Raw genomic sequence first — 24,379 nt, forward strand, 5'->3', positions numbered from 1 at the left:
CTGCAGTTTTGATGAAACAAAAACGATGGCATCCCAGTCCAACATGGTAAGGATGGAAACACAAGCGGAAGGGAGCTTTGTCAACATGAAACTTGCAAAGTGGTTAAGCATCGTAGCCGGACTGCAGCTTCTGGCCGTGTATCCTGCCCATGGGGATGCCGCAGGAACCGCCATTAAAATGAATGGACAAATCAAGGAATTGCAGGAGGAGCAGCTGCTGCTGAACGGCCGCACCTTGTTGGCGGCGGAGGATGTGGCTGCTCTCATGCAAGGGCGGATCAAGAACGGGCCGAACGGACAGGTCTCCTTGGTGGTGGCCAACCAAACGATTACGTTCAAACCGGGACTCAATCAATTTTCAACAGGGGAAAAATGGACTTCGGTCGATCAGGGAGCGGTTCGTCGGGAGGCAACGGTCTACCTGCCATTGCGGGTTGTGATGGAAGAAACGGAGCATACGGTCAGCTGGAATCCGCAATCGCAACTGATTGAAATCGCCGAAAAGAAAGGTGTCGATTCGTTCATGCTAAAGCAGCCCGAGCAGTTGACAGACGAGGAGCGAACGTTTGCGGAAGGCGTGAAAAAAGAGCAAGGGATTTATCACCAAGGAAATTTCTATGTGATTGCCCGCGGACAATCGCCCAATCCGGGATATGGCCTGCGGTTTGCCAAAGCGGAGGAAAAAGGGGAGCAGTTGTTGGTTTATGTACAGCTGACGAAACCGGAACCGGGCAAAATGTACCCGCAGATGATCGTTTATCCGTATTTGGCGGCAAACATTGAACTGTCCCGCTATAAGACGGTGACGTTTCTTGATGCCGACACGGGGAAACCGCTCTTTTCCTAGCCAATGATTTGCCACGGGTGTCCGCCTGTGGCTTTTTTGCATGAGGAGGGCAGATTCATGCTATAATGGGGAATCTTGAGGTAAAATATGGGCAAGCTGGTGAACGATTTGCCCAAGAAGAGGTGTTTGTTTTGGCGAAAAATTTTCTTTATTACCTTGCCTGGGAAGAAGATGACTGGCTGGACGAAATTCTCGACCGCTTTCCGGAAATAAATGCGCTGGTGCCAACGAGCAAAACATTTCAGTTGCTGCAAGAACAGCAACGTTCCGATGAGGTGAAACGGGCGGTAATCGTGCTGAATGCCGCCCACCAACAGGAAAAATGCCGAGAGTTTTTGCAACGGCTGCAAGCGGACCCGGTTTTGTCCACGTATCCGCTATATATCGTCGGATTGCGGGAAACAGAGGAACAAGAATGGCAACAAGCCTTTCCCCAGGCGAAGATCATCGTGATCACCGGGTTTGCCGTAGAGTTTAACTACGAGCAGGTTTTGGATCAGATGGAAGCGGATTTGGGGGGAGACGCTTGAAACGTCCTGATGCCGAATTTAATTTGCAGCAGTTTTTGGCCCGATTCGGTATTTTTATCTATACCGGTGATCCTGAAGGAGATGCATTGCTGATCGAGGATGAGATCAAGGAATTGCGGCAAGCGGGGTTAATCGACGAGGAAGAATTTTTGCAGGCGATCGTCGCTGTTCGGAAACGGTACCGCACATAAAGACGGCTATGCTGGACAGCCGTCTGCTCGCAACATCCCGTTCCTACTTTGTTTCCTGTTCATAGGTTTCGCCCTGGTCGTTAAACGGATTTTGCCGATTATACAGTTGTTTTGCGCGCAAACTAGCGGGTGGGATCATCAAATAGACTAAGATTCCCAAGCCAGCTACGGCGCAAAGAATCCCGATGGTTAAATAAAAATAGTTCACGATAACCTCCTGTTCCCGAAGCAAGATAGTGAAAAAATGAAGCGAAAACTGTTTCGCTGAATCGTTTACTGCCGATCTTTGCAAAACTATGGTATAATCACACTGCCAATAATTCGCAGGGAGGAAATGTTTGAATGACGACAGCTCATACAACACCAGATCAACTCGCGATTAATACCATTCGTACGCTTGCCATTGACGCAATTGAAAAAGCCAATTCCGGACATCCGGGGATGCCGATGGGAGCGGCGCCGATGGCCCATGTATTATGGAGCCGCTTTATGAAAGTGAATCCGCAAAATCCGCAGTGGATTGACCGCGACCGGTTTGTCCTCTCGGCTGGACATGGCTCAATGCTATTATACGCCATGTTGCACCTTATGAAATATGATGTTTCACTAGAAGATTTATACAATTTCCGACAATGGGGCAGCCGCACTCCTGGCCATCCAGAGTTTGGGCATACTCCAGGTGTCGATGCGACAACCGGACCGCTCGGACAAGGGATTGCGATGGCGGTAGGTATGGCGATGGCGGAACGGCATCTGGCGGCTACATACAATCGGGAACAATTCCCGATCATTGATCATTATACCTATGTGATTTGTGGCGATGGCGACCTGATGGAAGGTGTTTCCGGTGAAGCTTCCTCTCTCGCGGCACATCTGAAGTTGGGGAAAATGATCGTTCTTTATGATTCAAACGACATCTCGCTTGACGGTGAATTAAATCGCTCCTTCTCGGAAAATGTGGCCCAGCGCTATCAAGCATACGGTTGGCAATATTTGCGAGTAGAGGACGGAAACGATCTGGAAGCGATCGATGCTGCATTGAAACAAGCGCGTGCCGATCTGGAACATCCTACCCTGATCGAAGTTAAAACAACGATCGGTTATGGTTCCCCAAACAAAGGGGGAAGCAATGCTGCCCACGGAGCGCCGCTGGGTAAAGATGAAGTGAAGCTGGTCAAAGAAAATTACGGATGGAATCCGGAAGCGGAATTCCACGTTCCGCAAGAAGTGACCGCGTTTTACGATCAGCTGGCGGAAGCCGGGGCGAAGCGGGAGGCAGAATGGCAACAGATGTTTGAACAGTACGCCAAAGCCTACCCAGAACTGGCCGCGCAATTCCAAAGCAGTATCAAAGGGGAATTGCCTGCGGATTGGGATCAGGAACTGCCTGTTTACGAGGTAGGCAGCAAACTGGCAACAAGGGCGGCTTCCGGCAATGCGATCAACGGTTTGGCCAAGAAAGTCCCTTACCTGATCGGCGGTTCAGCTGACCTGGCCCACTCCAACAATACGCTGATCAAAGGCGCTGGCGATTTGCTGCCGGGCAGCTATGAAGGCCGCAATATCTGGTTTGGCGTCAGAGAGTTTGCGATGGGAGCAGCGCTGAACGGTATGGCGCTGCATGGCGGGTTGAAAGTATTCGGTGGAACCTTCTTTGTTTTCTCCGACTACTTGCGTCCGGCGATCCGCCTGTCGGCATTGATGAAGCAGCCAGTGATTTATGTCTTTACCCATGATTCGATTGCGGTTGGGGAAGATGGTCCGACCCACGAACCGGTCGAACAATTGGCTTCCTTGCGGGCAGTGCCGCATTTGACGGTGTTGCGCCCGGCAGACGCAATCGAAACCAACTATGCATGGCGCTATGCCATTTCGCGGAAAGATGAACCGGTTGTGTTGGTCCTGACCCGCCAAAACTTGCCGGTAATGGCCGAGACTCAGGCAAAAGCAGCGGAAGGACTGGAAAAAGGGGCCTACGTGCTGGCTGATGCCGAAAATGGACAGCCGCAGCTGATTTTGTTGGCGAGCGGTTCAGAAGTGTCTCTCTGCATGCAGGCTCGCGAAGTGCTGAAATCCCGCGGCATTACCGCACGCGTCGTCAGCATGCCGAGCTGGGAGCTGTTTGAGCGGCAAAGCAAGGAATATCGCGAGTCGGTCATTCCGTCGACGGTCAAAGCGCGGCTGGCGGTAGAAATGGCGTCTCCGCTCGGCTGGGAACGGTATGCGGGTGACAACGGAAAAGTGTTGGCGATTAACCAGTTTGGGGCTTCGGCGCCAGGGGAAAAAATCATGGCCGAATACGGCTTTACCGTTGACCGTGTCGTAACAGAAGCGGAGAAGCTGATCCAGTAATCATGCGTTAATTGCTGAAAAAGCCTATTCCTGACAGGAGTAGGCTTTTTCCTGTGCTGCGCCGCTTGTGGACAATTCGGGCATGTAAACGCGGACAAAGAGGGAACTCAGCGATGGCGAGCAACTTTTTAAAGGGATCTGTCGTCTAATAATTATGGGGGAAGAGGATAGAAACCAGGAGGTTAAATCATGGCAAAGGCCAAAAAGAAATCAGTCAAGAAAAAAATGCCGTGGCTGATGCTTATCATCCCATTTTGTGTATTTTTATTGGTAAGTGTCGTTGGTGGTTATTATGCATTGCTATATGCCGGCGGACAAATGATCGATCTGAGCAAACTGGAACAAATCAAGACAGAACCGTCGATCGTGTATGACAAAGATGGCAATCCAATCGGAAACCTATATATAAAAGAAGAACGGAAATATGTATCGTATACGGAAATTCCCAAACATGTCATAAATGCATTCGTGTCCGTAGAAGACAAGCGATTTTTTGAACATAACGGTGTCGACATTGTTCGGATTGCGGGAGCGATTTTGAAAGATATTCAGGCGGGTGCAGCTGTGGAGGGCGGCAGTACGATTACGCAGCAATTGGCGAAAAACGTGTTCCTTTCCCAGGAAAAAACGTTCTGGCGCAAAACAAAAGAGGTAAGCATCGCCATTAGTCTGGAAAACAATTTCACCAAAGAACAGATTATGGAGATGTATCTCAACCAGGTTTATCTCGGCCACGGGATTGCCGGGGTTGGTGCTGCAGCTCAATTTTACTTTCACAAAGATGTAAAAGATTTGGATTATGCGGAAGCAGCCATGCTGGCGGCGATTCCAAAGGCGCCTTCTTATTATTCTCCGTTTAACGATCCGGACAGGGCGAAGGAACGGCGGGATACGATTCTCAGACTGATGAATGAACAGAATTACATCACCAAGCAACAGAAGGAAGCGGCGCAAAATGAGCCGTTGCCGGTTCGGACGAAGACTGCCGATGACCCGGGTATCGATCAGAACTACCAGGCGTACATTGACTATGTCATCGACGAAGCGAAAAGTCAGTACCAGATTGATGAAGAAACATTATACAGGGGCGGTTGGCATATCTACACCGCATTTGATAAAAAGGTTCAGGATGCGATGGTAAACGCTTTTAACGATCCTGCAAACTTCCCGGCTGACGGCAAAACGAAAAAAGTCGAAGCGAGCATGGTCGTGGTTGATCCGAAAACAGGCGGACTGGCCGCGATGATGGGCGGACGCAACTATCAGCCGAAAGGGTATAACCTGGCGACAGATATGCGTCGCCAGCCAGGTTCCACATTCAAACCGCTGGTGGTGTATGCACCGGCTCTGGAGACTGGCGAATGGTCCGCTTCCTCGAGATTGAGCAACAAACGGCAAAGTTTTAATGGATACCAGCCGCGAAATTATAATGGAAAGTACAGCGAGTCGGTTTCGATGAAAGATGCGGTCACCCAATCGTTAAACATTCCGGCCGTTTGGCTGCTGCAGCAAATCGGTATTGAAAAGGGATTGTTGTACGCAGAGAAGTTCGGGATCAAGCTTGATCCGGAAGACCGCAACCTGGCGATTGCCCTGGGCGGATTGCACAGCGGCACATCCCCTCTGCAAATGGCGCAAGCCTATACCGCTTTCGCCAATGAAGGGATTATGTCCAAAGCGCACGCGATCGTCCGTCTGGAGGACCCGGAAATCGGCTACAACGTGACAGCGGATGTCCAGCAGACCCGGGTAATCTCCGAGAGCACGGCCTGGAAGATGCATTCGATGCTGCGCAATGTAATTGCTGACGGTACAGGGAAATCGGCGAAAATTGCCGGACGCCCATTGGCCGGAAAAACCGGATCGACCACATCGGAAGTGAGCGACAGCAGCAGTGCCAACAAAGACGTCTGGTTTGTTGGATATACGCCGGAGTATGTTGGGGCTGTCTGGATGGGCTTTGATAAAGAAGACAGCGAAAATGTCATGAAGGGTGGAAGCAGTTTCCCTGCCAAAGTGTTCGGGATTGTCATGCGGGATGGCTTGAAAGGGGTCAAATCAACAGGCTTTGCCGCCCCTGAGGAAGAGGACAGTCAGCCGGAGAAAACGGAGGAGCCGAAGGAAGAAGCACTCCAGTTGGCGGCAGATATGACCATTCTCGATAACGGAGAACTGGCCGTTGTCCTGTCCTGGATTGGCGGCCAGGAAGGACAAAGCTACAATCTCTATCGATACGTTGACGATCCTGCGCAACGAGAGCTGGTTGCGGCCGGGATTCAGGGAGTCTCTTACCAGGACCATGTCGAAGGAGCACTGCCCTACAGATATATTTTGATCGAGATTGGCGCCGACGGGCAGGAAGGTGAAGCTTCAAACGTGGCGACGATCAATACGGCGACATTGGAAAAACTGCTGCAAGACGCCAAAGAGCACAATGATGAGAACATAGAGGACGGGCAACTTCCGGAAGACCAGCTGAATGGCGGTGACGACACTACCGATCAGAACGGCTCATGGACCGATGAACCGTCACAGCAAGGAACAGACGGACAGACAGAAGAAGAGATGCCGGATAACAGCGGCGATCAGGGAGACGCTTCCGATGATGCAGAGGAAGAGGAGATGCAGTCCGACGATCAGCAGGATGGGCAAGAACAGCAAGAGATCGAGCTTCCGCCGCCTCCGACTGAGGAATCTACAGGAAAAGAGCGAAAACGAAATCGCGATTCATAACATTTTCCATTGTTTCACTTTGCTTTAACTATTCTCATCACACGCCTTGCGTGATAAAATAGTCGATATTAACAATCTTCCTGTATTTTCTGACAACAGTAAGGAGGGGTACCCATGTCTGACTTTGGGCCAAACGAGCTTCACGATTTTTTTCAGGAAAAAATACTGCATGCCAAAGTTTCTTTTGAACGTGCCCTCGATTGCAAGCATACGGAGTTTGACGATTTGTACCCATATATGAATGAACAACCGCAATTTTTCTGGTACAAACGCTATGTTGCTTGGGCGGAGTTGCTGACGGTGGTCAGATTGGCTTCGGACCTGCATATAGACTGGACCATTCCTTTTAGCGACCGGCAGGTTGGATTCATCAACGAAAAAGTGCTGCAAGGCAAAGTATTGGACCACTGGTATTCAGAAGAAGATAACCGGCAGTCGGAAACATTGAGTCAAATGGAAGAATAACCAGTTGGGGCGTGCGTCTTTGTAAAAAGATGTACGCCTTTCTTGTATCGCTGCTGACTTTGGGAGGGGCCTTCCCTTCATCAAGGGAGTTTTGACTTGAAACATATTGGTAAAGGATGTTGACGGATGACGTTACACTATGATCGATTTTTTCCACAGGCTGTAAACAAAGCGCTGACAAACGAGCCGCCTGGTTCCTGGATACCGGACGTTCCGGAAAACTGCATTCGGTTCAATGCCGGCTATCCGGCACCTGATTTGGTTCCGCTTGCGGGCCTGCAGGAAGCCGTCGTTCGGCTGATTGACGAAGAACAGGATTTGCCGCTGCAATATTTAGGCAGCCCACGAATGGAGGGGCTAAGGCAGTCGGTACAAGACAGGCTGCGATTCAGGGGGATCTCGCTGTCTGGTGCGGAGTTGATGATTACGTCTGGCGCAGCGCAAGCGATCGATCTGGTTGGACGCGCGCTGCTTGGCCAGGAAGACTGGATACTGGTGGAAAGTCCGACCTATATGGAGGCTTTGGAGATCTTTCGAAACTACACCGATCGGATTACGGGCATTCCCGTGGATGAGCAGGGCATACAAACCGACCTGCTGCGGCAGCTATTGGACAAAAACCGGGAGGCGGGACGGGCGATGCCCAAATTTGTCTATACGATCCCTTCATTCCAAAATCCAACCGGGACGACCATGTCGGCCGAACGCCGCCAACAATTGCTGCAACTGGCCGCAGAGTATGATTTTCTGATTGTGGAAGATGATGCATACGGAGAGCTTGCCTTTGCCGAGCCGCCGGTGCCATTAAAAGCGCACGATACAGCCGGACGGGTAATCCATATCGGCTCTTATTCAAAGGTGATCGCCCCGGGGGTGCGGATCGGTTGGATCGCCGCCCCGCAAAGATTGATCGAAGCCTTCGACTGGTTTAAAAAAGACTTGAATGCCTCGTTCGTTCAGGCGACAGTGGCAGCCTATTTGGAAAAACTTGATTTTCCCCTGCATTTGGAGACGCTGCGAAACGCGTATCGGGCCAGACGGGATCTGATGCTGGAGTGTTTGGAACAAGCAATGCCCAAACAGGTCCGATGGCTGGTACCGGAAGGCGGTTATTTTGTCTGGATCGACGTTCCCGGAACGGATACCGGCGAGTTGTTGACGAAGGCATTGCAGCTGGGGGTTTCCTATGTACCCGGCAAATACTTTTTTGTGGAGCCTGCGGACGGCAAATCGTTGTTGCGGCTGTCTTTCAGCTATGTCGATCTGGAGCAAATCCGCCTTGGCATAACACGTCTGGCCAAGGCGATCGCCGAATCCGATTGATCAATTTTGCGCCAGCTGCTTTTCGTAGAAAACGAGCGAAAGGCCAGGAGCAACTACCCGTTCGGCCGTGAGCGAAAATCCGTGTTGTTCGTACAAGGAGCGGGCGGGATGATTGCGCGCGCCTGTGGAGACGATCGCTTTCGCGGCCGAGCGATTGGTCAGGAGCAGATGTTCCAGCAAAGACCGGGCAATGCCTTTGCGAAAATGCGCTGGATGGACAACCAACCGCTGAATATCCAACAGTTGCTCCGTCCGTTTGCAAGAGATCACTCCGGCCAATTGTTCGTCCACAAAGTAGCCGTAAAAAGTTTCGCCGCATTGCTGCAGGGATTGCAAATTATCGCGCAGAGGAGGCAAATCGTCGTAACCGATCAGCTCTGCTTCCACACGGTAAGCCAACTTTTGGATTTCGAGAACCTTGCGAGCTATCTGTTCCTGTTCGAGCGAAAGTGTGCGGATCATGGGCATTCTCCTTGTGATGAATAAATAAAGGCCTCCTGGCTATTGGAACCGGATCGCCGGTCTGTCACTAATTCAGCCATTTGTAAGTGATAGTGGGGGTTTCTTCGTCCTTTCCGGCGGGCAGCACCTGACGAGAGGCATTGGTCCAGTTGGAAACAGGTGATTTCTGAGAAGTAATAATGACTTCGGTACCTGGTGAAACGAACGAGTACAGCTCTTCAACATCGGCATTGCGCAAGCGAATACAGCCCAAAGATACCGCCTTTCCGATTGCCGGCGGATTGTTGGTCCCATGGATGGCGTGACCGGCGCTGGAAAACACGAGGCCGCGCGTACCATAAACATTGTTGGGGCCGCGTGGCTGGCTTACCTTTTGCAAAATGGTAAAATACCCATCGGGCGTTAGCCGGTCTTTGCCCAAGGCGATCGGATACCGGCGCACGACCTGCTGGCCGCTGACAAGGCTGAGCGAGAAATTTGCCTGATGAACGACGATTTGCAACGGTTGCAGCGGCACAGCCGGCTCGGGATACCCTCCCGGCAGTGGAAGCACTTGCTGCAGGCTTGGCCAAGCATGTGCCGCCTCGAAGGTGTCGGGCTGGTAAGTCCAGCTGTCAGCTTTCGGACCGGCTGTTGGTTGGACTGCGGCCGGAATCGTTGGCAGGGCATTGGCTGGATAGGCTTGCGCCAAATTGTGCAACTGTTGCGGCAGATTGCCATTGCGCTGATAGTGGTGGTACAGCGCGCTTCGCAGGATCAGGACATTTTGCAACGTTTGCTGCTCCAGCGACAAGGCTTGTTTGGCCTGCTTAACCTGAGTGTCCTGTTCACAATTGCAATTTTGCGGAAACCACTTCTGGGCGATAAACGCGTTGGTTCGCGGGTCAAATCGGAGAACAGCCTTCACTTGTGTGGGAGCATAAAATAGCAATGGCGTAAAAGGTTCCACTCCCGTTATTTCCGGGACCAGCAGGATCGTAAACGGCTGGGAAAGCGCGGGACGTCTGGTTTGCAAATAGTGTTGAAGCTGTTTGCGGAGCGTATCCGCTGACGCCCGACCCGGTACAGAGATGACCTCCACATGCTGCGGCGCCTGAACAGGAACAGCGCTCTTGGCTGCTGTTGCGGCAAGGGAAGAAACGCTGTCGGCGGCCGGCTTGGCCGGTTCCCCCAATGGACGGGGAAAAAGGAGCGACAGCGCGCAAAGCAGCAGAAGCAATGCGCTGCTGCGCTGAGCGGTCGACGTCCGTTTGGCCGGTTTTCGTTGCCGCAGCATCCGCTGATACGCTTCCCGCGCTTCCAGGGAGTACTCGGATTCCTCGCCATGCAGCGCCTGGCGGTACGCCTTCAATGCGAGGTCGTCTTTGCCATCCTTCTCCCATTCCTTTCCCAAATAGAGCCAACCGATCGGATCATTGGGGTATTGCCTGACAAACGATCGGTAAAAAGCCAGATCATTCTGCTCGGGATAGGTCAAAAGAAACGTAATTTTCAATTGGAGAAATTCGGCTTTTTTCACCTTGTCATCCCCCTTTTTATTTTTATCGGAAAAGGTTGGAAAACGTGTTAGAATAGCAACGTCAGGATAGGAGTATTCCAATTCGGGCAGTAAAAGAAAACAAGACCCAATCAAGTGGGGAGAGAAAGAGGAAAAAAGAGAAAATGGAACATTTCCAGTTAGACAAAAGATTCCGCCTGTTGACGTTGACAATCCCGATTTTTGTGGAGTTGTCGCTGCGGATGCTGATGGGAAATATTGATACGATGATGCTTTCCCATTATTCCGATGATTCGGTCGCTGCCGTCGGCGTGGCCAATCAGCTTTTGACGGTCATTCTGCTGGTGTTTAGTTTGATCGAGATGGGAGCTGCCATCGTTGTTGCGCAATATTTGGGCGCCAAACGAAGCGATAAGGCAGCGGAAGCGGTGGTGGTCGCGCTTGCAGTCAATATTGTCTCTGGCCTGGTGTTGAGCGGTGCGGTGCTTTTGTTTGGCAAGCAGATCCTGCTGTTGCTGGGCTTGCCGGCCGAGTTGCTCCCGTATGCGCTGCCTTTCCTGTATCTGGTTGGGGGCTTGTCCGTGTTTGAAGCGATCTCCATGACAGCCGGAGCAATGCTCAGAGCGTACGGCTATACGCGAGATGCCATGTTTGTCACTTTTGGCATGAATATTCTCAACGGCCTGGGCAACTATCTCGTTCTGTTTGCTCCTTGGGGCCTGCCTGTGCTCGGTGTGGAAGGAGTCGCGATGTCGACTGTCTTTGCCCGCTTGGTGGCGATGGTTGTGCTGGTCGTCATTTTGTATCGGCGGCTGGATTGTTATTTGCCGGTGCACATTCTTCGCAAATTTCCCCGTTCGATTTTGAAAAATATTTTGAATATCGGTGTGCCGGGAGCGGGAGAAAATATTATGTACAATGCTTCGCAACTGGTGGTGACCGCTTTTATTGCCACCCTTGGAACGGAAGCGTTGACCACGAAAATTTACACGCAAAACATTATGAATTATTCCTATTTGCTGGCACTCTCGGTCGGGCAAGCGACGCAGATTCAGATTGGTCATCTCGTCGGTGCTAATGAAAAGGAACTCGCTTACCGAACCTGTCTGCGGAGTTTGAAAATCGCCTTTATCAGTTCGTTTGTCGTCGCCGGGATCATTGCTCTTTTCCGCACTTCGCTAATGGGAATTTTTACGGATAACCCGGCGATTATTGCCTTGGGCAGCAGCTTGATTCTCATACAGTGGATTTTGGAACCGGGGAGGACGTTCAATCTGGTGGTTATCTCGGCATTGCGGGCAGCAGGAGATGCCAGATTCCCCGTTTATATGGGCATTTTGTCAATGTGGGGAGTCTCCTGCTTGCTGTCCTATCTGTTAGGCATCTGGGCGGGGCTTGGGCTGATCGGCATCTGGATCGCCTTCACGCTTGATGAGTGGCTGCGGGGAATCCTAATGCTTTGGAGATGGCGTGGCCGCAAATGGCAGCAGATGTATATGATCGAACCTGCCGTTGCCAGTGTGAAGCCGCTGCAAGCCAATGCCAATGCCAAAGCATGAAGCCGCTGCAAAACTTCGCCCAGCAAAAAACGCTTCCGTTTGAAAAGAACGGAAGCGTTTTGCGTTTCACTTGTCAGTTCGGGCGGCAGATCGCTTCGACGCGATAAATGCGCTGGCCGCGAGCAGAAAACCGCTCTTCATATTCGGTCAAGACGTTTTCTTCCGCAAACGGGGAATGGTGCAGATCGAACGTAATATGGCGCATTTGGAACAACGCTTCAGACAATTGGTTTAACGTAAATTCAAACAAGTGTTCATTGTCTGTCTTGACATGCAGTTCGCCATCCGGTTTCAGCACTTGCTTGTACAACTGCAGAAAGGAAGAATAGGTCAATCTCCGCTTGTGGTGACGTTTTTTCGGCCATGGATCGCTAAAGTTCAAGTATATCCGTGAGATTTCACCAGGTCCGAACAGATCGGTCAACTGGGCGGCATTATATTGCACAAAGGCCAAATTGGGAATCGGGCGATGCTCGGTCCGTTGGGCTGCGCGAAGCACGACCTCCGCCTTCAATTCGATGGCAATAAAATTGATCTCGGGATATTTGGCTGCCAATGTCGTAATAAACCGGCCTTTTCCGCAGCCGATTTCCACGTGGATCGGGTGATCGTTTTGGAAGCGCTCATGCCAGCGAGTTTTATAATCAGTGGGCTGTTCAACAAAGGTTGGATATTCAAGCAGTGCCTGTTCCGCACCGGGGATATTGCGCAATCGCATAGTTACCTCCAAGCAAATTCAATCTAATACACGCTTTTTCTACTTTATAATGCAATCGGAATCGTTTCAATAGCAAAAATTGCGTATACGGTAAGCAAAAAAAACCTGTCCTGATCAGTCAGGACAGGTTTGGGATGATCTGGTTAAATTTTCATGACTCCGCCGGAGCTGGCGTTGGTCACCAATTTGGAGTAGCGGGCGAGATAGCCGGTTTTGACTTTTGGTTCAAAGCCTTTCCAGGCCGCTTTCCGTTTGGCCATTTCCTCAGGCGACACTTGCAGTTGCATCGAGCGGTCCTCCAAATCGATGCTGATGATATCGCCGTCCTGGACGAAAGCGAGCGGGCCGCCTTCTGCTGCCTCGGGGGAAACGTGCCCGATGCTGATTCCGCGCGATGCTCCGGAGAACCGGCCATCGGTCACAAGAGCGACTTTTTTGCCTAGGCCCATCCCGACGATTTGCGAGGTAGGAGCGAGCATCTCCGGCATTCCCGGTCCGCCTTTTGGTCCTTCGTAACGGATAACCACAACATGACCTTCTTTTACTTTGCCGGTTGCGATGCCTTCAAGCGCCTCTTCCTGCGAGTCAAAGCAGATGGCTGGCCCTTCATGCCGTTTGATCGATGGATCGACCCCGCCGGTTTTGATAATCGAGCCTTCCGGAGCCAGATTGCCGAACAATACGGCAAGCCCGCCCTTTTCGCTGTAAGGATTATCGAGGCGACGAATTACTTGTTCATTGGTGATCTCCGCATCGGCGATGTTTTCGCCCAATGTTTTTCCGGTGACGGTAATCCGATCGAGATGCAAGGTTCCCGGTTTTTTGGACAATTCCTTCAAAATAGCCGAGACACCGCCGGCATTGTGGCAATCTTCAATATGATACTCGGAAGCGGGAGCCAGTTTGCAAAGATACGGAACACGTTCCGCAACCTGATTGATTCTCTCCAGGGAATACTCCACGCCAGCTTCATGCGCCAAAGCCAATGTGTGCAGGACGGTGTTGGTCGACCCGCCCATTGCCATATCGAGCGCAAAAGCGTCATCCAGCGCTTCCAGCGTAACGATGTCGCGGGGTTTAATATCTTGTTCGATCAGATGCATCAGCTTGGCGGCAGTTGCTTTCACCAATTCGCGCCGTTCCGGTGAAGTTGCCAAAATCGTGCCGTTTCCTGGCAAGGCCAAGCCTAACACCTCTGCCAGACAGTTCATGGAGTTGGCGGTGAACATGCCTGAGCAGGAGCCGCAGCTTGGGCAGCCGAACTGTTCCAATTCTTGCAGCTGACTGTCATCGATGATTCCCGCTTGGTAAGCGCCGACGCCTTCAAAAACGGAAGAGAGGGAAATAGAGCGGCCATCCTTCGTTTTCCCTGCTTTCATCGGCCCGCCGGTGACAAACAGCGTCGGGATGTTTACCCGCAGTGCGCCCATCATCATCCCCGGGGTGATCTTGTCGCAGTTGGGGATACAGATCATTCCGTCAAACCAGTGTGCGGAAACGACGGTTTCCAAACTGTCGGCGATAATCTCCCGGCTGGGCAGGGAATAGCGCATGCCAATGTGCCCCATCGCGATCCCATCGTCGACGCCGATGGTATTAAATTCAAAAGGAACCCCGCCGGCTTCCCGGATTGCCTCTTTTACCAATTTTCCGAATTCTTGCAAATGGACATGCCCGGGAATGATGTCGATATATGAGTTGCAGACGGCAATAAACGGTTTATCGAAATCTTCCTCACTTACACCCGCGGCTCTCAGCAAGCTGCGATGCGGAGCGCGGTCAAATCCTTTTTTAATCATGTCGCTTCTACGCTTGACCATTTTATAATCTCCCTTCAATTATCAGGACTATATGATTCGTTATTTTTTGAATTATCGTATCACTATAAACGGGGAGAGACAACTGTAAATCTCTGAACATTCGCTCAGTTCGAAATGTCAAGACAGTTTTCTGTCTTAAAACCGATGATCGCATGGGCCGGCGGGATATGTGCATCGTCAATTGACAAGAGACTATCGCATTATTATAATGATGAGAAACGAACCGATAACGATCTTATTGGTGCTGGTTAAGCGGAGACGAGCTGGGAAAAGCCTTTTCATAGGGGTTATTTTCAGCTCTTATTTTGTTAAACAGACAAGGCTGACCAGTAGGCGTTTTGCATTAATCGCGTGGTGGTGTTGGGTCATAAACGGGCACGACTATAGCATCATTCGGGTTTTTAACCATAATGTAGTACTAGTGGAGGAACCGGTGACCAAAAGTGAAGTGGTTTTGCTCGGCAAGGGGATCGGTTTTGGCCGGAAACCCGGGGAGAAAATCGTCACCGACGATCCACGGCTGGAAAAGCGGTTCCGGCTTGAGAACGAAACCAACAAGCGGCAGTATCAAACGGTAATTGACCGGCTTGATCATTCCGTTATCGGCATCGCCGAGGAGATTATCGCACTCATTACCAGGGAAATTACGCCGCAGATCAACGAGCATATTCACGTTGCCCTGCCTGATCATATCCAGTTTGCCATTTATCGTCTGCGCAATGGCTTGGAGATCGTCAATCCGTTTCTGTTTGAAATCCAGACGTTGCATGCCCAGGAATTTGCCTTGGCCAAAAGAGCGGCGGAAATGATCAAACAATCTTTTGATATCGACGTGCCCGAAAGTGAGATCGGCTTTCTTGCCTTACATATCCATTCCGCGGTCAGTTATGTACCCATCACCAAAACGGTGCAATTTACCAATCTGATCGGTGAACTGGTGCAAATGATCGAAGCGAAAAGCCAGCAGCCGATTCAACGCAACTCTGTCGATTATGTACGGCTGATTACCCATTTGCGCTTCGCTCTGGACAGAATCAGGGAGGGAAAGCCAATCGTCAATCCGCTGCTGGAGCGAATCAAACTGACATTGCCGGAACAATACGAACTGGCGGTACAGTTGGCCAGCCATATTGCCGAACGGCTGGAAACGACCTTGCCGGATGATGAAGTGGGATATTTGGCCATGCATCTGTTTCGTCTGGTACAATTGCCTTATCGGGAAAAAGAAAATGAATAGCGTGTTACTAGTTCGACTAGGCATGAGCTAAGAATGGAAATCATGGTTCTACCATATTGCCTTTCTTATCTCATGCCTTTTCTGCTGCAACATGCCATAACTTACGCTTTGAGAAGGAGATTGACAACATGTTTAATTTGTTCAAGAAAAAGCGCAAAGAAGAAGTCAGCATGCTCGCACCGGTGACGGGAACCGTCGTACCATTGGAACAAGTGCCCGATCCGGTATTTTCGCAAAAAATGGCTGGTGACGGGATTGCCATTCAGCCGAGCGAAGGCCTGCTGCTTGCTCCGTTTAACGGAAAAGTGGCTCATCTGTTTCACACCAGCCACGCGATCAGCTTGATTAGCGAAGCGGGTGTCGAGTTGCTGATTCATATCGGGATTGATACTGTCAAGCTGGATGGCAAAGGATTCACGCCATATGTGCAGACCGGAGATCAGGTAAAAGCGGGTGACAAGTTGATCGCGTTTGATCTGAATGTGTTGCAGGAAGCCGGCTGTCCGACGATTACGCCCATCCTGTTGACGGACGAAACGGTCATCGAACAAAAGAATGTTACGGCCGCAGGAGCGGTAACCGCCGGAAAAGACGAAGTGATCCATTTGACATTGAAATAGCTTGAAAAGACGACTCAACACGGCTGGCAAACGTTTGGAGGGACAGACTGTGATGCAAATCAATGTGATGAAAGATTACCAGGATTTAAGCCGCAAAGCAGCGGATTGCGTAGCCCAACAAATCAAACGAAGAGCGAACTCCGTAATTGGTTTTGCAACAGGCGGAACTCCGGTCGGCATGTATGCGGAATTGATTCGGATGCATCAGCAGGAGGGCCTTGATTTTCAGCAAGTGACCAGCTTTAATCTGGACGAATATGTCGGTCTTTCTACCGATCACCCGCAGAGCTACTATCATTTCATGTGGGAGCGGCTGTTTTCGCAGATTAATATTCTCCCGGAAAATATTCACGTACCGCCGGGAATATTTGATGATGCAGAAGCCGTATGCCGTCAATATGAAGCGCAAATTGAGCAAGCCGGCGGCATCGATTTGCAAATATTGGGGATCGGCCAAAATGGGCACATCGGTTTCAATGAGCCGCGCGATACGTTCACGGTATCTACCCATATCACCGAATTGGCGGAAAAAACGCGAAAAGCCAACGCCCGCTTTTTCTCCAGCGAAGCAGAGGTGCCGCACCGCGCCATTACTATGGGCATCGGCAGCATCATGAAAGCGCGTTCGATTTTGCTTTTGGCGAGCGGACGGAGTAAAGCGGAAGCGGTCAAGCAGATTTTCAGCGGCCGCGTTGATCCACATATTCCCGCCAGCGTTTTGCAGTTGCATCCGCATGTCATGTTGATCCTGGATGAGGAAGCGGCATCGCTGATTGTTGACCAGGTGCCTTCCGGACGATAGCCGACGGTTTAGGGTTACCGCCTCCTGGATGAACCTCGCTCCTGTGCCAGGGCGATCGCTATTTTCGGCAGTGAAGTCCGTTTTTTCCCCGGAAACGGACTTTCTGATACATTTTATTCATTAAAAGGAGGTTTTTTTATGCTGGCTTTTCTGCAGAAGATTGGGAAAGCTTTGATGCTTCCGGTTGCTACGCTTCCGGCCGCATCGCTGCTGCTCGCCTTTGGATCGGTCGATTATATCGGCCAATTTAAACTGGGTGAGACGGTAGGGGGATTTTTGAATCAGTACATTGCTCCATTTTTGGCAGCGGGTGGTTCGGCGATCTTTGACAACATCTCCCTGATTTTTGCTGTCGGCGTGGCCATTGGTCTGGCTGGCGATGCGGTCGCTGCCCTTGCCGCTGTAATCGCTTACCTGGTCTTGACGACGGTTCAGTCAAAAGTGCCGGTCGCTTTTGGATTGGGCGAGGACTTGAAACTGAACATGGGGGTAATTGGCGGGATTCTGGCCGGAGGTGTCGCGGCGTTTTTCTATAACCGCTATCATGACATCAAATTGCCTGATTGGTTGGGATTCTTCAGCGGAAAACGGTTTGTGCCGATCATAACATCCATCAGTATGGTGATTATTGCACTCATTTTGGGACTTATTTGGGGACCGATTCAAAACTGGTTGGATACATTCGGCAGATTCATCGTAGACTTGGGCGCAATCGGAGCCGGTCTGTTTACTTTCTTCAACCGCTTGCTGATTCCGTTTGGATTGCACCACGTGCTCAATGCGATCGCCTGGTTCCAGATCGGCGACTTTACCGATCCGGCCACTGGCAATGTCGTTCATGGCGACTTGCACCGCTTCTTTGCCGGTGACAAGACGGCGGGCATGTTTATGACCGGCTTTTTCCCAATCATGATGTTTGCCTTGCCAGGTGCGGCGTTCGCGATCATTCATACGGCCAAACCGGAGAGACGAAAAGCGATCGCTTCTTTATTCCTGGGCACCGCATTTGCCTCCTTTTTAACAGGGATTACGGAACCGATTGAATTTGCCTTTATGTTTGTCGCTCCGTTCCTGTTCTTTGTCCATGCTGTTTTATCCGGGGTTACCGCGTTTATCGTGACGATGATCGGCATTAAACACGGCTTCGGATTCTCAGCGGGTCTGATCGACTATCTGGTCAATTTCCGTCTGGCTACCCATCCGCTATGGTTGATCCCGATTGGCCTGGTTGCGGCAGTGATCTATTACTTCCTGTTCCGTTTCCTGATCGTCAAGCTTGACCTGAAGACACCAGGGCGGGAAGATGACGAGACAGCACCGGCAGTCAAGACGAGCGGCGGTAATGCCGATTTGCAGGAAAAATCGAAACAGGTGTTGGCCTATATCGGCGGCAAGGAAAATATTAAAAACATTGATGCTTGTGTAACACGGCTTCGTTTGGTGCTTCACGACGACAAAGTTGTCGATGACAAAGGTTTGAAAGAGCTCGGTGCTGCCGGTGTCATGAAACTGGGGCAGGGCAGCGTGCAGGTCGTCTTTGGCGCCCAGTCGGAACGGATTATGGAAGAGATTAAAAAGATGTAGGGGATGGTCGACATGAAACGATTATTGGATTGTACCGCTTCCGATTTTCGTCAAATGAACGGAGCGGAGCTGAAACAAGCGATCAAAGCCTCCGAGGGGCGCGTGCTGGTGGCGGAAGTGATTGGCGCTGTTGCTCCCCTGTTTCCCAATGTCACCAATGCGGAGATGGCCGCTGCGTTTGGCGCTGATCTGCTTTTGCTCAACCTGTTTGATGTCTTTCAGCCGGAATTTGCCGGATTAACCGTAACCGACCCTTCGCAGGTAGTGAACCAATTAAAGGCGTATACCGGGAGACCGATCGGACTCAATTTGGAGCCGGTCGATCCGCAGGCCAAACAGGCGGAGCAGCTGCTGGAGCTGCCCAAAGGCCGGCTTGCTTCCCGGGAAACGTTTGCGGAAGCCAAGAAGCTGGGGTTTGACTTCATTTGTCTGACCGGCAATCCGAAAACCGGTGTCACCAATGCGGAAATTCTCCAGGCGATCGTGCTGGCCCGAGAGGTGATGGGAAACGATACGCTGATTATTGCCGGAAAGATGCATGGAGCGGGAGTGGCCGGTGAAGCGGGAACGAACATTGTTGGCGAGGCGGAGATCGTTTCCTTTATCGAAGCGGGCGCCGATGTGATTTTGCTGCCCTCGCCGGGGACCGTACCGGGAATTACGCTGGAACTTGCGCAAAAGATGGTTTCGATTGTGAAAAAACAGGGAGCATTGGCTTTGCTTGCTACCGGTACGAGTCAGGAAGGCGCCGACGAAGCAACGATCCGGCAAATCGCGCTCTTCAGCAAAATGGCGGGAGCGGATCTTTATCACATCGGCGATGCCGGTTATGCCGGAATGGCGATTCCGGAGAACATCATGCAATATTCCATCGTTATTCGCGGAAAGCGGCATACCTACATTCGAATGGCCACTTCCGTTTTGCGATAAACGGCAAAGCTTGACCCCTATACAACACGGCAGTGTGGAACGTTTCCGCACTGCCGTGTTTGTTTTTCAGGCGGGTTCAGGCCAGAAGGCGGAGCAAGCGAAGGCACAACTGCCTGCAACATCGGACGCTCGCTGTTGAACCACTAATGAAATCATTGGCCATTTTCTTTACAATAGTACTGAGGAGGAGTGAAGATGAAACGAGAAGAATGGCAGGATATATGGGAAAACGGCAGCGAAGAGGAAAAGCAGCTGCTGGCTCTCACTGTGCAAGCGATTAAACAAAAACGGAAAGATCAGCAGTTTTACTTATCCGCTTTCCTTGGCATACAGGGAAGCTTTCGCGACGAACAAACGTATCAGATTGAAATGCCCGTCACTTCATTTATTCATAATCCTGTGGGGATCGTACATGGCGGCATCTTGGCGACATTGCTGGATACGACGATGGGCATGATGATTAACAAAAAACTGCCTGCTGATCAGTTTGCCGTGACGACTGAACTGAAAATCAACTATTTGCTGCCGGGGAAAGGCGAGAAACTGCGGTCGGAAGCGTCAATTTTACATCGCGGCAAGACCTTGATTGTCACCCAGGGCAATATTTATGATGAACAAGATCGCCTGTTGGCGCACGGAACGGCTACCTTTATGGTCTTGCAAAAACGCTGAGTGCAGAAGCAACAAAAAACCTCCGGATGACCAGAGGTTTCTCAACGTTGCTTGCAGACTAGGGGATAACGACCAATCCGCTGTAATCGGCAACATAACGCAACATTTTGTCGGAGAGCGGCACAATAAATTCAGGGTTTTCACGTTCCGCCACCCCTGAACGGGTGACCACCCGAGCCCATTTGACGGATACTTTATAATAATCAGAGCTGAATTCGGCGCGAATCAATTCATGCTTGTGACGAAAGGAAATCGGGGCCGAATCCAGGCGAACAGGTACGATGCTGACAATATCATGCAAAAACAGGTGATAGGTCACATGCGGCTTGAAAAAGACCAGTTCCTTGCTGGTAACCGAGCAGCCAAGGCTTTTATTGATCTGGCTGAGCTTTAATTCGCCTTCCAGATTTTTTAGACGGATAAAGTCGCTATTCATGTGTCAGCTCCCTTCCTTGAATATGCCATAAAACGCTGAAAGAAAAAAACGAATCGATCTATTTATTCTAGTCATTTTTGTGCAGATCAGGCAAGGGAAATTTATGGGCGGAGTTGCGGGGGGTTGCCCGGGCTGTCGGGATAAGATACGATGATGTTTGTGTGGAGTTGAAAAGGTTGACTGAAAAGGAGTTCGGCACATGATCGAAATTGCGAAGGAAGCTGCGCTTTTTGCAGGAGAATATTTGAAGGAACGATTTACCCAACAGCTCATTCCGGATCTGGAATCGCACAATGACGTAAAACTACCGGAAGACAAGGAAAGCGAAAGGCGCATCATGGAAATCATTCATCGCCACTTTCCCAGCCATACGATTTATTCGGAAGAAGCAGGGTTGGTCAATCGCGAGGACGAGTACCTCTGGATTGTCGATCCGCTCGATGGTACGAACAATTACTTTATCGGGTATCCATATTTCTCTGTATCAATTGCTTTGCAGCATAAGGGCGACATCGTGCTCGGAGTCGTCTACAATCCAATAGCGAACCAAATGTTCTGGGCCGAGAAAGGCAAAGGTTCCTATTTAAATGGTAAAAGATTGGCGGTCTCCAGCCGGACGGAGCTGGTCAAAGCGGTCGGTTCTTACATCCGCGGGCGAGATACAATGACGAAAGAACATGAATTGGCCGTCACCAGACCGTATATGTTGCAAACGAAACGGTTGCTGCGAACTATCGCTCCGGCGCTGGACTGGTGTTTGTTGGCGCACGGTTGGATCGATTATATCGTCATGGAGCGTTCCGGTATTATGGATGTAGCGGCCGGCATTTTGATTGCCCGGGAAGCAGGCGCAAAAGTGACGGATTGGCAAGGCCAGCCTTATCAGCATCAACCGTTTGATTCCCGCGAATTTCCTTCGCTGATCGCTTCCAGCGGGCCCTTGCACGAGCAAATTCGCCAAATGTTAATAGAGGAGTAAACGGGAGGAAAATGACCGCAAGAAGTCAGCTGAGGCAAGCTGGCTTTTTTTATTGGTAAAAATTTACTGGAAAAAGCGGGAAACCTTTCATTCCCTGAAACGTAATAGTTTAAGGTAGAATTCTCAGGAAGGAGAGGCGTACTTGGCCAGATTAGAATATCGTTTATTGGATGAGCAAAAGCAATACCCGGTTTTGTATTATTACAACTCCATCGACAACATGGAGATGGCTATGCGGTTTGCTTGCGATTATCTGGTAAAAGATCATCGGGTATACGAAAAAATGTCATGCGCAATGGAGCAAGATGTCGGCGTTATTTATGTGAAAATCAGTTCGGAAGAGCAGGCGGTTGATTACTGGAATACGGCAGCAAATCGCTGGGGGCAGACCCAAATCGAACTTCGCCATTTTCGGGAAGGAACCGTCCATTATCCGCTGCTTCATACGCATTATTTTCGCGACGAAAAAGAGGCATTGCTCCATTTGTTAAGCGATTATTTATACTGGGATGGACAGGAATGGGAAAAAACTTCCGCAGAGATCGATGAGGACCGGGAAGTATATATTCTCTATGTGCGATCGTCTGAGGAGGGAGAGGCATGATGAAGAAAACGTCTGTCATCGTTAGCATGTTTTTGACAGCTTCCTTGGCGGTCTCCGGATGTTCCAGTACGACCTATTCAAACAGCAATGATTGTTATGATGGCGACAATGACGGCTATTGCGACGATGATTCCGGCAGCTCGGGGTCGTCTTCTGGATCGACCTACCGTTCTTACAGCAGCGGATCAAGCAAATATGCCAAAAATCCGTCGGCCATTACCACGGGTGCCAAAGGCGGAATTGGCAGCTCCAGCCACTCCAGTTCAAGTTAGGATGATCACATGAATTATGCATTGAGACGAGAAGAGTTGTATCAACCGTTGCGTGAAGAAGGAATCTTCACTTGGGACTGCATGTATGATGAAGAGTACGCGCTCGCTTCCCTGCATCTGATTCCGGATCGTCTGCGCGAGCAATTGGCCGAAGCAACGGAGCGATTGGCACGCATATACGGAAAGGTCTTGCCTGTATTGCAGCAAAGCGACAGCGCTTTGTTAAGGGAGCTGGGGATTCCGGAAGCGGCGCTCGCTGCTTGCCGGCTGCAAGTGCATGAATTGCCGACACTTGTGGGCCGATTTGATTTTGCGCAAACGGCTGAAGGTTTGAAAATGCTCGAATTCAACAGTGACACGCCGACTGGGATCGTCGAAGCCTTTCATGTAAACCAGCACATTTGTGATGCCTACGGAGCAAAAAATCCCAATCAGGGAATGGCGAAACAACTGACAGAGGCGTTTCAATCGATTCGGCAAAAATATGCGAGCATGGGTTACCGGACGGAACACATCTATTTTAGCGCTCTTGATTGGCACGAAGAAGACAAAGGAACCACGCTGTATTTATTAAACCATTCGGGACTTCCCGGCCGTTTTATTGGGTTGGAACAGCTGCGCTTGTTTGAAGATCGCTTGTACGCCTTGCAAGACGATCAATTTTTGCCCATTGATCTCCTGTATCGACTGCATGCCTTGGAAAAACTGGCGGAGGAGCACGATACCGATGGTTATCCAACCGGACCACACCTGCTTGAGCTGATTGCGCAAAAAAAATTGGCGGTAATCAATCCGCCGTCGGCCTTTCTGCTGCAAACCAAGGCCCTACAGGCGTTGATCTGGAATCTGCATGAATCGAATGCGTTTTTTACCAGGGAAGAGCATGAAACGGTCGAAACCTATATGCTGCCGACATACTTTGAAAACCGGTTTCTTGGCCGCGAGCGGTTTGTCAGCAAGCCGATTTTCGGACGTGAGGGCGGCGGAGTCGTGCTGCACGACCGGCAAGGGGAAACACTGGAGAGAGATCAGGAAGAATTTTATTGGGACCAGCCGATGATTTACCAGCGATTTGTCGACCTTCCCATTGTCGAGACAGACACGTTGAAAGGCAAGTATCACGGGCATCTGCTGTGGGGTTCCTTTTTGATCAACGGCAAACCTTCTGCGATCATCGCCCGTTTAGGCGGCCGTATTACCAATAATTTATCCTACTATTTACCGGTAGGGCTCCAATAAATGAATGATTTGGGGGAAAGAAGATGGAGGGGCAATCGTTTTATTTTCTTAATTTTTTATCTTATTTGGGCGTTACCTTGCCTTTAATGGGTTTTGGCCTGTTGGTTTTTACGATTACAACACCCTATAAGGAATTTCAGTTGCTGAAAGAGGGGGCGGATACGACCGATCCGCAAAAAGTAGCAGCCGCCAAAGCGGCCGCTCACGATCTGGGCGGGAAACTGCTTGGCTTGGCCATTGTATTGGGGTCAGCGATCTACCATTCTGTCGATTTGCTTGATCTGTTAATCTGGGGAATTGTCGGGACGATCTTTCAAGTGATCGTTTTTTATCTGTTTGAACTATTAACGCCGTTTAAAGTCGTATCCGAGATTCCGAAGGGCAATGTCGCCGTTGGCATTTTTGCCTCTCGTTTAAGTATTACCGCAGGTGTGCTGATGGCTGCATTGCTCAGCTACTAGCATCTCTTGAGGAGGATTCACGGAATTCCTGTTGGAGACGCGCCC

Annotated in this window: 25 protein-coding genes; 19 read left to right on the forward strand and 6 right to left on the reverse strand. The window is 50.6% G+C overall.

What is annotated here, in order from left to right:
* Nucleotides 1-85: 85 nt before the first annotated feature.
* From JOD01_RS11585 to JOD01_RS11595, 3 genes are all read left to right on the forward strand, one after another.
* Nucleotides 86-847, forward strand: a complete 762-nt coding sequence (locus tag JOD01_RS11585) for a protease complex subunit PrcB family protein (RefSeq protein ID WP_204518490.1) — start codon at nucleotides 86-88, stop codon at nucleotides 845-847.
* Between the two features lie 65 nt (nucleotides 848-912).
* The gene (locus JOD01_RS11590) at nucleotides 913-1,377 is read left to right on the forward strand and encodes a hypothetical protein (RefSeq protein ID WP_239565406.1); all 465 of its coding nucleotides are present in this window, start codon (nucleotides 913-915) and stop codon (nucleotides 1,375-1,377) included.
* Nucleotides 1,374-1,568 (forward strand): YqgQ family protein, encoded by a 195-nt coding sequence (locus JOD01_RS11595; protein WP_204518491.1) that lies wholly within the window; start codon nucleotides 1,374-1,376, stop codon nucleotides 1,566-1,568. The genes JOD01_RS11590 and JOD01_RS11595 overlap by 4 nt, the downstream gene beginning before the upstream one ends.
* 43 nt (nucleotides 1,569-1,611) lie before the next feature.
* On the opposite strand, the gene JOD01_RS11600 is transcribed toward JOD01_RS11595, so the two are convergent.
* The gene (locus tag JOD01_RS11600; protein ID WP_204518492.1) at nucleotides 1,612-1,776 is read right to left on the reverse strand and encodes a hypothetical protein; all 165 of its coding nucleotides are present in this window, start codon (nucleotides 1,774-1,776) and stop codon (nucleotides 1,612-1,614) included.
* 134 nt (nucleotides 1,777-1,910) lie between these two features.
* Here JOD01_RS11600 and tkt point away from each other — a divergent pair, with 134 nt between their 5' ends.
* The 4 genes from tkt to JOD01_RS11620 all read left to right on the forward strand — a co-directional run bounded on the left by tkt (nucleotide 1,911) and on the right by JOD01_RS11620 (nucleotide 8,441).
* Entirely contained in the window at nucleotides 1,911-3,920 is a 2,010-nt protein-coding gene (tkt, locus tag JOD01_RS11605) for a transketolase (protein WP_204518493.1), read from the forward strand.
* A gap of 189 nt (nucleotides 3,921-4,109) precedes the next feature.
* Nucleotides 4,110-6,653: a transglycosylase domain-containing protein gene (locus tag JOD01_RS11610; RefSeq protein ID WP_204518494.1), complete on the forward strand. Its 2,544-nt coding sequence runs from the start codon at nucleotides 4,110-4,112 to the stop codon at nucleotides 6,651-6,653.
* Nucleotides 6,654-6,767: 114 nt separating this feature from the next.
* Entirely contained in the window at nucleotides 6,768-7,118 is a 351-nt protein-coding gene (locus tag JOD01_RS11615) for a hypothetical protein (RefSeq protein ID WP_204518495.1), read from the forward strand.
* 126 nt (nucleotides 7,119-7,244) lie between these two features.
* Nucleotides 7,245-8,441, forward strand: coding sequence for an aminotransferase-like domain-containing protein (locus tag JOD01_RS11620; protein ID WP_204518496.1), 1,197 nt, complete (start codon nucleotides 7,245-7,247; stop codon nucleotides 8,439-8,441).
* On the opposite strand, the gene JOD01_RS11625 is transcribed toward JOD01_RS11620, so the two are convergent.
* Complete coding sequence (locus JOD01_RS11625; RefSeq protein WP_204518497.1) at nucleotides 8,442-8,903, reverse strand: GNAT family N-acetyltransferase; 462 nt, start codon at nucleotides 8,901-8,903, stop codon at nucleotides 8,442-8,444.
* Nucleotides 8,904-8,970: 67 nt separating this feature from the next.
* The gene (locus tag JOD01_RS11630; protein ID WP_204518498.1) at nucleotides 8,971-10,422 is read right to left on the reverse strand and encodes a L,D-transpeptidase family protein; all 1,452 of its coding nucleotides are present in this window, start codon (nucleotides 10,420-10,422) and stop codon (nucleotides 8,971-8,973) included.
* Between the two features lie 143 nt (nucleotides 10,423-10,565).
* On the opposite strand from JOD01_RS11630, the gene JOD01_RS11635 reads away from it, so the two are divergent.
* Nucleotides 10,566-11,960, forward strand: coding sequence for an MATE family efflux transporter (locus JOD01_RS11635; protein WP_204518499.1), 1,395 nt, complete (start codon nucleotides 10,566-10,568; stop codon nucleotides 11,958-11,960).
* Between the two features lie 73 nt (nucleotides 11,961-12,033).
* Here JOD01_RS11635 and trmB read toward each other — a convergent pair whose 3' ends face one another.
* Together trmB and ilvD are read right to left on the reverse strand one after the other, a co-directional pair.
* Entirely contained in the window at nucleotides 12,034-12,678 is a 645-nt protein-coding gene (gene trmB / locus JOD01_RS11640) for a tRNA (guanosine(46)-N7)-methyltransferase TrmB (protein ID WP_204518500.1), read from the reverse strand.
* A gap of 143 nt (nucleotides 12,679-12,821) precedes the next feature.
* Nucleotides 12,822-14,498: a dihydroxy-acid dehydratase gene (gene ilvD, locus JOD01_RS11645; RefSeq protein WP_204518501.1), complete on the reverse strand. Its 1,677-nt coding sequence runs from the start codon at nucleotides 14,496-14,498 to the stop codon at nucleotides 12,822-12,824.
* Nucleotides 14,499-14,889: 391 nt separating this feature from the next.
* Here ilvD and glcT point away from each other — a divergent pair, with 391 nt between their 5' ends.
* From glcT to JOD01_RS11675, 6 genes are all read left to right on the forward strand, one after another.
* Complete coding sequence (glcT, locus tag JOD01_RS11650) at nucleotides 14,890-15,735, forward strand: glucose PTS transporter transcription antiterminator GlcT (protein ID WP_338028553.1); 846 nt, start codon at nucleotides 14,890-14,892, stop codon at nucleotides 15,733-15,735.
* A 128-nt stretch (nucleotides 15,736-15,863) separates the two neighbouring features.
* Nucleotides 15,864-16,355 carry a PTS sugar transporter subunit IIA gene (locus JOD01_RS11655; protein ID WP_204518502.1) on the forward strand — a complete coding sequence of 164 codons (492 nt, stop codon included), beginning with the start codon at nucleotides 15,864-15,866 and terminating at the stop codon, nucleotides 16,353-16,355.
* Nucleotides 16,356-16,407: 52 nt separating this feature from the next.
* Nucleotides 16,408-17,157, forward strand: coding sequence for a glucosamine-6-phosphate deaminase (nagB, locus tag JOD01_RS11660; protein ID WP_204518588.1), 750 nt, complete (start codon nucleotides 16,408-16,410; stop codon nucleotides 17,155-17,157).
* 138 nt (nucleotides 17,158-17,295) lie between these two features.
* Nucleotides 17,296-18,741 carry an N-acetylglucosamine-specific PTS transporter subunit IIBC gene (gene nagE / locus JOD01_RS11665; RefSeq protein WP_204518503.1) on the forward strand — a complete coding sequence of 482 codons (1,446 nt, stop codon included), beginning with the start codon at nucleotides 17,296-17,298 and terminating at the stop codon, nucleotides 18,739-18,741.
* A 12-nt stretch (nucleotides 18,742-18,753) separates the two neighbouring features.
* Nucleotides 18,754-19,671, forward strand: a complete 918-nt coding sequence (locus tag JOD01_RS11670; protein WP_204518504.1) for a DUF7916 family protein — start codon at nucleotides 18,754-18,756, stop codon at nucleotides 19,669-19,671.
* Nucleotides 19,672-19,866: 195 nt separating this feature from the next.
* Nucleotides 19,867-20,343 (forward strand): PaaI family thioesterase, encoded by a 477-nt coding sequence (locus JOD01_RS11675; protein WP_204518505.1) that lies wholly within the window; start codon nucleotides 19,867-19,869, stop codon nucleotides 20,341-20,343.
* 58 nt (nucleotides 20,344-20,401) lie between these two features.
* Here JOD01_RS11675 and JOD01_RS11680 read toward each other — a convergent pair whose 3' ends face one another.
* The gene (locus tag JOD01_RS11680; protein ID WP_204518506.1) at nucleotides 20,402-20,779 is read right to left on the reverse strand and encodes a hypothetical protein; all 378 of its coding nucleotides are present in this window, start codon (nucleotides 20,777-20,779) and stop codon (nucleotides 20,402-20,404) included.
* A gap of 199 nt (nucleotides 20,780-20,978) precedes the next feature.
* Here JOD01_RS11680 and JOD01_RS11685 point away from each other — a divergent pair, with 199 nt between their 5' ends.
* The 5 genes from JOD01_RS11685 to JOD01_RS11705 all read left to right on the forward strand — a co-directional run bounded on the left by JOD01_RS11685 (nucleotide 20,979) and on the right by JOD01_RS11705 (nucleotide 24,334).
* Nucleotides 20,979-21,758 carry an inositol monophosphatase family protein gene (locus tag JOD01_RS11685; RefSeq protein WP_204518507.1) on the forward strand — a complete coding sequence of 260 codons (780 nt, stop codon included), beginning with the start codon at nucleotides 20,979-20,981 and terminating at the stop codon, nucleotides 21,756-21,758.
* A gap of 142 nt (nucleotides 21,759-21,900) precedes the next feature.
* A complete protein-coding gene (locus tag JOD01_RS11690; protein ID WP_204518508.1) occupies nucleotides 21,901-22,362 on the forward strand; it encodes a hypothetical protein in 462 nt (153 codons plus the stop codon).
* Nucleotides 22,359-22,634: a hypothetical protein gene (locus tag JOD01_RS11695; protein WP_204518509.1), complete on the forward strand. Its 276-nt coding sequence runs from the start codon at nucleotides 22,359-22,361 to the stop codon at nucleotides 22,632-22,634. Before JOD01_RS11690 ends, JOD01_RS11695 begins: the two co-directional genes overlap by 4 nt.
* 9 nt (nucleotides 22,635-22,643) lie before the next feature.
* Nucleotides 22,644-23,873 carry a glutathionylspermidine synthase family protein gene (locus JOD01_RS11700; protein ID WP_204518510.1) on the forward strand — a complete coding sequence of 410 codons (1,230 nt, stop codon included), beginning with the start codon at nucleotides 22,644-22,646 and terminating at the stop codon, nucleotides 23,871-23,873.
* 23 nt (nucleotides 23,874-23,896) lie between these two features.
* A complete protein-coding gene (locus tag JOD01_RS11705) occupies nucleotides 23,897-24,334 on the forward strand; it encodes a DUF350 domain-containing protein (protein ID WP_204518511.1) in 438 nt (145 codons plus the stop codon).
* Nucleotides 24,335-24,379 lie beyond the last annotated feature (45 nt).

The sequence above is a fragment of the Brevibacillus fulvus genome (genome assembly GCF_016908525.1).
Classification (GTDB): Bacteria; Bacillota; Bacilli; order Brevibacillales; family Brevibacillaceae; genus Brevibacillus_G; species Brevibacillus_G fulvus.